Consider the following 8120-nt stretch of genomic DNA (forward strand, 5'->3'; position numbering starts at 1 on the left):
GGATACGCTCCTTTTTCGCTTGCTAAAGCGTTAGAGGCACGAATTGTTAGGTAGGCGATGTCCTCATAAAGCTTGTCCGCAAATTCTACAGCTTCATCTGATTCCCACTGAATTTCCTTTAAGGCTAATAAATGATGCCAGCCAAATGTGCCAAGTCCAATACCACGGTAGCGTAGGTTCGTACGCTCTGCTTGTTTCACAGGGATAGTATTTAACGCAATAACATTATCAAGCATACGTACCTGAATCGGAATTAACCGCTCTAAGACATTAGCAGGCACGGCTCTTCCTAGATTAATAGAGGACAAGTTACAAACCACAAAATCTCCAGGCTTGCGACGAGTCACGATAACATCGTCTTCTAATGTAATGGATTCAAACTCTGTTGCTGACATATTCTGGAATATTTCTGTACACAAATTCGAACTATAAATCATTCCTTCATGCTTATTCGGATTCATGCGGTTCACTTCATCTCGGTAAAACATGAATGGAACGCCAGTTTCGAGTTGTGAGCGCATAATACGCTTCATAATATCGATGGCTGGTACTACTTCACGGCTTAATAATGGATTAGCAATACATGCTGCATATTTCGTGCGGAAGGAGCCATTGCCCTTTGTTTCATCGTAGAAATCCTCTAAAGAGAAGCCCATCACTTCACGTACTTCATGTGGATCAAATAAGTGCCATTCTCCACGGGCTTCTACTGTTTCCATAAATAGATCTGGTAAACATAGCCCTGTGAAAATATCATGGGCACGTAGTCGTTCATCACCATTGTTTAAGCGTAAATCTAAAAACGTAAAGACGTCCTTATGCCAAACATCAAGATAAACCGCGATGGCTCCTTGACGTTGCCCTAGCTGATCGACAGAGACAGCCGTATTATTGAGCTGCTTAATCCACGGTAGCACACCACTTGATGCACCTTTGAAGCCTTTAATGGACGAGCCACGGCTACGAATTTTGCCCATGTAAACGCCTATACCACCACCATATTTAGACAATGTTGCGACATCCGTATTCGTATCGTAAATGCTTTGTAGGCTGTCATCCACTGTATCGATGAAGCAACTTGAAAGCTGACCATGTGTCTTACCAGCATTTGATAGTGTCGGTGTTGCAACAGTCATATATAAATTACTCATCGCCCAGTAAGCTTCTCGCACTTTTTCTAGACGATTTTCTGTTTCATCCTGCATTAATGTCATGGCTATGACCATCCAACGCTCTTGTGGGAGCTCTACAGGTGTTTTTGTATAATCACGTACAACATAACGATCCATTAATGTCTTCAAGCCAATATACGTGAATAGCTCGTCACGACTAGGTTCTAAATAGCTGGCTAATTGTTGAAGCTCCTGCTCATTATATTTTGTTGTTAAGCTTTCATGATATAAGCCCGCTTCAGTGTAGTGTGCAAGATGAGCTGGAAATTCTTGATAAACATCCTTTGGTGAAACGCCACGTCGCGTTGCAAATTGATCGTATAATTTTTCTAAATAAATGTGTGCAGCCACAAATGTCCAATAGGGCTCTTCCTCATCAATTAGGCTAAGTGTTTGTAAAATCATCGCATCCGCCCATGCTTCAAATGTGGCATTGTCGTTTTTTCGTAGCCAACGATCCGATAACCTTACAAAGCTTTCAAGCTCATCCTCCGTGTAACTATTTTTTAACTTAGCTAGTTGCTGTTCGATTTGAATTGTCATGTACACATTCTCTCCCTTTCTTTCTCCAAGCAACACAAAAAGCGATCACGCAACTTCTATCGGTTACGTGATCGCTGTAAAATCGGAAATGGAAATGAAGGACGTGCACACAAAGAAGTGAACAAATCTCTCGCCTCCACTTCTCAATCCCCGAAGAATGTGTTGCTGTCTTGAACATCTCGGCAGGTCTCCTGGCTCATGCTTCCTCCAAATAATCACCTTCCCGTTTTTTCAACAGTGGTCTCTTGATTATTTGTCAGCACTTACAGTTGCGGGGACAGCTTCGGCTTAAGATGACTCTTGTTCCGAATTCCCTTTTAAACCATATTGGTACCGCTTGTCCAAATACTATATATTGTGTTTTAACTCCTAAACAAATCTAACATATTGTGTTTCGTGTTGCAATAGGTGTTTCGTACCTTGCGATTTTTAAGGCAGCCCTTTTGCTCGAAACAAGCCCTAATACGGTGCAGTTTTGCGTAGTTTTTCAAAATTTCTTTGGAAATAATTTTGTGCCTGCTGCTCTTTTTTAGGATCGATGCCAAGCAAAATGACCGAACAAGGACCTGCTGATTTGGTCAGATCAAGCGAACTTTCAACTTGTTGCTGTCCAAAAAGACGCGCTAATTCGCCTTGTAGCCCCTTTGACCCGACTGGCCAAACTTGCTGCACGATATCCGCCTGCCATGCCTGAAAAATGGGCTGAAGCTGTGCAACGTCTTCTGGATGCGCTAACACTTCTTCCCCTACAAGCGGCAAGCCATAAGTGTACCAGCTGAGCTGTTCATGGTCAAATGGTTGACGTTGTTGTATTTCCCCAAGCATCGTAATGGCTACACCTGACTGTAGCGTGGGCATATTCGATTCCGTACTTCCTGCGATTGCAGGACAGGCTATACCAGTTTCCTCAAACACCTGTTGAATACCTCTTTCATAACGTGTCCATGCCGTATCACCAGAGAAATTAGCGAGTAAAACTTGGCAAGGTAATGCCTGTGCCGCAAGCTGCTCTAAAAATGTCACACGTGCTGTCATGTAAGCTGTTAGTTGGTCAGATGCTGACACTACATCTTGTGGCTTTTCCCCAATGGCTGCCGCATTATCCATTGTCACAATGAACGTGCCCACTTTCATAGCATTTCTCATTGAACGCGACCTTCCTTACGCAAAAAGACCTTTGATAAAACAGGCATCACTACTGCAACAATGACTAGGTTAATAACAGTTGCCATAAGAATGCTACCTAATGCACCCCAGAAAAAGGCGGGGCTTATTAAAAAATAAAAAGGTAATGGTGCCACAATGCCATTCAATACGAGTGCCACTGGCCATTTCCAAACATGTAGACCTTTTCTATGCATTACGCCAAAGATCCACACGACGATGAACATTTCGATCGCGATGATAAGATGTAGTGGTCCTAATGGAAATCCAGCAGTCAACGCTGTAATAAAATGACCGATAAATCCAGCAAGACCTGCAAAAAATGGGGATAAAAAGACTACGCCCAAAAAGGCAGGAGCCGAGTCGAGTGCAGCAGTCGAAATAAATGCCGGCACCTTAATAACTGCCCCTACTGCACAAATGGCTGCTACCATTGCTGTCAATATCCAATTCCTTAATCTTTGTCGATCCATTCCATGTCCTCTTTTCTGTAGTATGTTTACCTCACTTCAGCTGTTCGGCAAGTCCGTACCAAATACGTACAACTTGCTCGGCTTCAATGAATAAAGCCTGATATAAACGACCACATGTATCGCGTAAGAGTCGCGCTTGTTTGTCTATTGGCACAACACCGCGCCCCATATCGTTAACAATGAGCGCTAGCATACAGTGCTGTTCAAGCCTCCTGAAGGTTGCAAGTACCGCTTGAACCACTTGGTCATCGTCCTCTAGATTTTGAGTCATCAACCAGTTTTCTAAATTTCTAATCACTAGCACTTCACAGGCTGGTGCGATCTCTGGTAGATTGCCATCGACAAGGGCGACCTGTCGCTCTTTATACAAGCCCATCACATAGTCGGTTTTACCGTTATAGGCTCCTCCAATAAAGACGTGCATCTTGCTCCCTCCTCCCAAGCCTTTCTTGTAAACGTTAAAATAAATTGTTTGTCATGTGGTACATCATACGACCAAAAAGGCTGTTCTGTTGGGGCATAGGCCACGAGTAAGGCACGAATGACCCCGCCATGCACCACTAAAGCATACTGATCCTCATCCTTCGGTAAATGGCTAAAGCCTTCCACAGCACGTGCCACAAAGTCATGAAAAGCCTCTCCTTGTGGTGGTGGCGTCTTAATCGGATCATCTAGCCATGCACGATAGTGAGCATTCGATTTTAATTCATCATATGTTTTCCCTTCAAATGCACCAAAGTTCGTCTCACGAAAGCGAGCATCTGCATGATAGCTTGCGTTCGGAAAATAATGAGCAGCGGTTTCTCGACAGCGCCGTAAATCACTCCCATATACGTTTGTTACAGCATCATCCACCATAGAAAGCGTGGTTGGATTAGCTAATGGGGCATCTGTCCAACCAAGATAGCGTTTTTCTAGATTCTCCTTTGTTGGCGCATGCCGCATCAAGCGCACAGTAACAATGTCACCCATAGCACAACCTCCATCCCTTCAATAGATGCACCAAGTAAATCCCCTGATACACCACCAAAATTACGTAGCGTAAATTGTCTAAAAATCAACAGTGCGAATGCTAAAACAGTAACTAATACAATGGGCAGCAGAGAGAATTGAGTAAAAATGACAACAACCGCCAGAGCTATGCCCAGTGATAACAGCATGAACACTTTTAAGAGACTTGCGTGAATATGGGATTTAAAAAAATACGCAAGACCTTTTTCTTTCGAACAGTCGAGGGACAGAAAATAAAAGCTCATCCCAACTCTAGTGAGAAAAGGTACAAACAGCACCATCCATAAGGCGAATTTGTGTTGGACGAAAAGCTCATGGAGGACAACAAATTTCCCCATTAGTAAAAACAGCACAGACAATACACCGAAAGCGCCAACACGTGGGTCGTCTAAAATTTCTAACCGCTTGTCCCGATCTCGGTAGGAAAAATAAGCATCACCCATATCAATAAAGCCATCTAAATGCAAACCACCAGTCCATAAGGCAAAAAGCGCTATGATTATAAAAGCTAGCATGACCTCACTGCTCGCTGTCCACTGTGTGAGACCGTAGAGTACTGCTGCCACAGTTGTTCCCATTAACGCTCCTAACCAAGGTAAACAGGCAAACATCCCTGTAATCGTTGGCCTAGTTAACGGTAGCTCTTTATGTACTGGCAAAACCGTAAAAAATTGAAATGCCAATTGTAGGCTATGCCAAACAGTTTTCATCGTCTTGCCTTCTTTCTTGATTATTTCCATCTCTTTACAATACCATAATTCATTTCATAGGCCTCCTGTGCAATGGCAACGAACCATTGATGCCATTGGCCGAGTGTTCGTCGGTATAACTCTACTTCATCACTATCATATGGTGGCTCATCAAATAGTTCATTGGAGACAACTAAAAAAGTCACATCCTTATTTAGTAATGAAAGGATGGCCTGTTTGATGTTCAGTAGCTTGTTTTCTAAACAGCCTGGCTGATCTATACATGGCGTACCACTGTCAAAGCCCTCATAAAAAGCATTTGTTAGCCACGTTGTCACGCAGTCCCACAGCACCACATCCCCATTTTGGAGTGTTGCTAAAACCTCTGCCATGTCATAGGGTGCCTCCACCGTTAGCCACTGCACAGGTTGTGCCTGCCGATCTGCCTGATGTCGGTCAATCCGCTTAGCCATTTCACGATCTAAGGCGATGCCAGAAGCCAGATAAATTAAACGTTTTGTGGGACCTAGCTGTGCTTGGTAATGCTGAATCGCTGTTCGCTCAGCAAAATGGGATTTCCCACTACGAACACCACCTGTAATAAAAATGAGTGGCATCAGGACACCTCCTATTGTAAATGATGAAGATTGCCAATTTCTTTCACAGCCCATTGTTGCTCTTGTCGTTCAATCACTGTCACACTTGTTCCATGAATGTATGGGGCTGTCCATAGCTCACTTATACTTCGCTGTAAAATAGCGTTAACGATACATTTAATGGTTACTGCATGAGAGACAATGAGAACCGTTTCATCGGGATGTTGATCCGCTATTTTCTTTAATGTAAACATGGCTCTTTCTGTCACAGCACCAAAGCTTTCCGTATGTGTTGCAACAAACTGTGCTGGGTAATTAGTATAGAGCTCATAATCAAGCTTATGATTGGCGAGAATGTCTTCAATTGTTTGGCCTTGCCAATCCCCTAAATAGATTTCACGTAAATCATCCTCATAAATAATCGGAAGCTTGCGCTTAGTGGTCAAAATGTCCATCGTCTCCCTTGCACGTCCACTTGAGCTACAATAAGCAGCTGCAAACTGAATAGGCTGGAGTTGCTTGTGAAGTCTTTGTGCTGCTGCTCTACCATTTTCCGTTAATGGAGAGTCCAGCCAGCCCTGTAGTCGTTGCTCTTGATTCCATTGTGTTTCCCCATGTCTTACTAGATAAAAAGTTGTCACTTTTCTCTCCCCTTATTTGCGTTAAACCAAGCTTGCAGACAATTATGTAAAGAAGTCATGGCCGCAATATCTTTTATCCCTATACGGAACCATTCACCCTGTAACCCTTGAAAGTTTTTTGTATGACGTAAGACAACCCCTTGTCCGAGGCAATACGTGAAAAAGGGATCGGCCTGCTGTCCTTGTGGTAACGTGAAGCACACATAATTCGTCACACTGTTCGTTACTTGACAGCCGTTTTCTTGTAAATACTGATGTAATCGCCCTCTTTGTGTTGTCGCATAGGCAATCGCCTGCTGACAATACTGCTGTTCATCTAAACAGCCTGCACCAATCACAAGTGCAAAGGCATTTAAATTCCAATGAGGCAGCATGTCCTTTAAAGTGCTTACAATGGATGAATGCGCGACTAAATAACCAAGTCGTAAACCTGGAATCGCATACATTTTGGTCATCGAACGCACCACTATCACATGTGGATTTTGCGCGCAATGATGAATCATAGAATACGCTTCACCCACCCAATCCATAAAGGCCTCGTCGATCACAAGCTCACAGCTAACACTTCTTCCGTGCTCCACTAAAGCGAGTAAATCTTCTTTTTTCGGTAATACCCCTGTTGGATTATTTGGCGTACAAATATAAAGAGCGTCCGCCTTCTCCATTTCCTGCTTGAGCACATCCATTGGCAATGTGTAATGAATAAAATCAGTCACCAAAATAGGCACAATATCCGCACCTGCAGCCCGCAAAGTTCGCTCATATTCAGAAAAAGTTGGATGTACGATAATGACACGCTTGCCCACATAGCGTCTTGCTACTACACTAAAGAGCTCTGATGCCCCATTGCCTAGTAAAATCGTCTCCTTTGCGACCTGATGAAAAGCAGCAACCTTCGTTAAAAAAGGCTCGCCATCAGGATCTGGGTAGCGCTGAATAAGCGGATAAAGTGTTCGCCAACGAGCCTCTACAAAGGCTGGTGGTCCCTCAGCATTGACATTTTCGCTAAAATCATAAACTACTTCTGGCATCGTTAAGCCTAATTGCTGATAGACATTGTGCGGATTTGCTCCGTGATTAGGTAATGGCATAAATAAGCACCTCCACAGCTAACATCACAAGCGTAAAGAGTATTGTGGCAATACGCATATGAATAATAGATGTTGCAATATGTTCCTTCGTCAAAGGGACTAATTTTTCTCCCATAATAGCCCTATGAGAGACAACCCCCTGATACGTATTTTTCCCACCAAGCTGCACACCTAGCTGAACGGCCGTCGCTGCCTCTAAATAGCCACTGTTTGGACTTGGATGCTTTTTAGCGTCCTGTGCCCAAATCTTTAGCCGCTTGCCAAGCGTTCGATCAGTTTCATTTTTCGTGCCAAGGACAATAAGGAAGCCTGTCATTCGACTTGGAATAAAATTCAATACATCATCGAGCTTTGCCGAGAACATTCCAAAGTCTTTGTATTTGTCATTTTTATAGCCAACCATTGAATCTAATGTATTGACAGCCTTATAGCCCCATAAACCAATTGCACCAAATAAGAAGGCATAAAAAAGTGGAGCTGTCACACCATCGCTTGTATTTTCAGACACCGTTTCTACTACACCACGCACAATCTCATCTTCTCCCAGCTTATCGGTGTCACGACCGACAATCCACGACAGCTTGACACGTGCCTCTGCAAAGTCACCTTTAACAAGTGGCTCATATACAGCCATCGCAGCCTCCTTCAAGCTCCGCTGAGCGAGGCCAATCCCAATGAGAAGTCCCTCTACAAGGATGCCAAAAATAATACTTACCTGATAGCTAAGAAGCAAAATCAAT

Annotated in this window: 10 protein-coding genes and 1 riboswitch; all 10 genes read right to left on the minus strand. The window is 43.5% G+C overall.

Annotation, left to right across the window (positions count from 1 at the left end; translation table 11 throughout):
• Window positions 1-1715, minus strand: a 1715-nt coding sequence (locus RT445_RS21820; protein ID WP_313471547.1) for a ribonucleoside-diphosphate reductase subunit alpha, incomplete at its 3' end; no start/stop codon positions are given.
• 163 nt (window positions 1716-1878) lie between these two features.
• Window positions 1879-2068: riboswitch (cobalamin riboswitch) on the minus strand.
• Between the two features lie 106 nt (window positions 2069-2174).
• Entirely contained in the window at window positions 2175-2861 is a 687-nt protein-coding gene (locus tag RT445_RS21825) for a hypothetical protein (protein ID WP_312506246.1), read from the minus strand.
• The gene (locus RT445_RS21830; protein ID WP_313471548.1) at window positions 2858-3352 is read right to left on the minus strand and encodes an ECF transporter S component; all 495 of its coding nucleotides are present in this window, start codon (window positions 3350-3352) and stop codon (window positions 2858-2860) included. Before RT445_RS21830 ends, RT445_RS21825 begins: the two co-directional genes overlap by 4 nt.
• A 31-nt stretch (window positions 3353-3383) precedes the next feature.
• Complete coding sequence (locus tag RT445_RS21835) at window positions 3384-3776, minus strand: bifunctional adenosylcobinamide kinase/adenosylcobinamide-phosphate guanylyltransferase (RefSeq protein ID WP_274796818.1); 393 nt, start codon at window positions 3774-3776, stop codon at window positions 3384-3386.
• A complete protein-coding gene (locus RT445_RS21840; protein WP_312506250.1) occupies window positions 3728-4324 on the minus strand; it encodes a histidine phosphatase family protein in 597 nt (198 codons plus the stop codon). Before RT445_RS21840 ends, RT445_RS21835 begins: the two co-directional genes overlap by 49 nt.
• Window positions 4297-5073 carry an adenosylcobinamide-GDP ribazoletransferase gene (gene cobS, locus RT445_RS21845; RefSeq protein WP_312506252.1) on the minus strand — a complete coding sequence of 259 codons (777 nt, stop codon included), beginning with the start codon at window positions 5071-5073 and terminating at the stop codon, window positions 4297-4299. Before cobS ends, RT445_RS21840 begins: the two co-directional genes overlap by 28 nt.
• Before the next feature lie 20 nt (window positions 5074-5093).
• A complete protein-coding gene (locus RT445_RS21850; protein WP_312506254.1) occupies window positions 5094-5669 on the minus strand; it encodes a bifunctional adenosylcobinamide kinase/adenosylcobinamide-phosphate guanylyltransferase in 576 nt (191 codons plus the stop codon).
• Between the two features lie 11 nt (window positions 5670-5680).
• A complete protein-coding gene (locus tag RT445_RS21855) occupies window positions 5681-6289 on the minus strand; it encodes a histidine phosphatase family protein (RefSeq protein ID WP_274796814.1) in 609 nt (202 codons plus the stop codon).
• Window positions 6286-7380, minus strand: a complete 1095-nt coding sequence (locus tag RT445_RS21860; protein WP_312506257.1) for a pyridoxal phosphate-dependent aminotransferase — start codon at window positions 7378-7380, stop codon at window positions 6286-6288. Before RT445_RS21860 ends, RT445_RS21855 begins: the two co-directional genes overlap by 4 nt.
• Window positions 7367-8120, minus strand: a 754-nt coding sequence (gene cbiB / locus RT445_RS21865) for an adenosylcobinamide-phosphate synthase CbiB (protein ID WP_313471550.1), incomplete at its 5' end; no start/stop codon positions are given. The genes cbiB and RT445_RS21860, both read right to left, overlap by 14 nt.

Source organism: Lysinibacillus sp., assembly GCF_032093475.1.
Lineage (GTDB): Bacteria > Bacillota > Bacilli > Bacillales_A > Planococcaceae > Lysinibacillus > Lysinibacillus irui.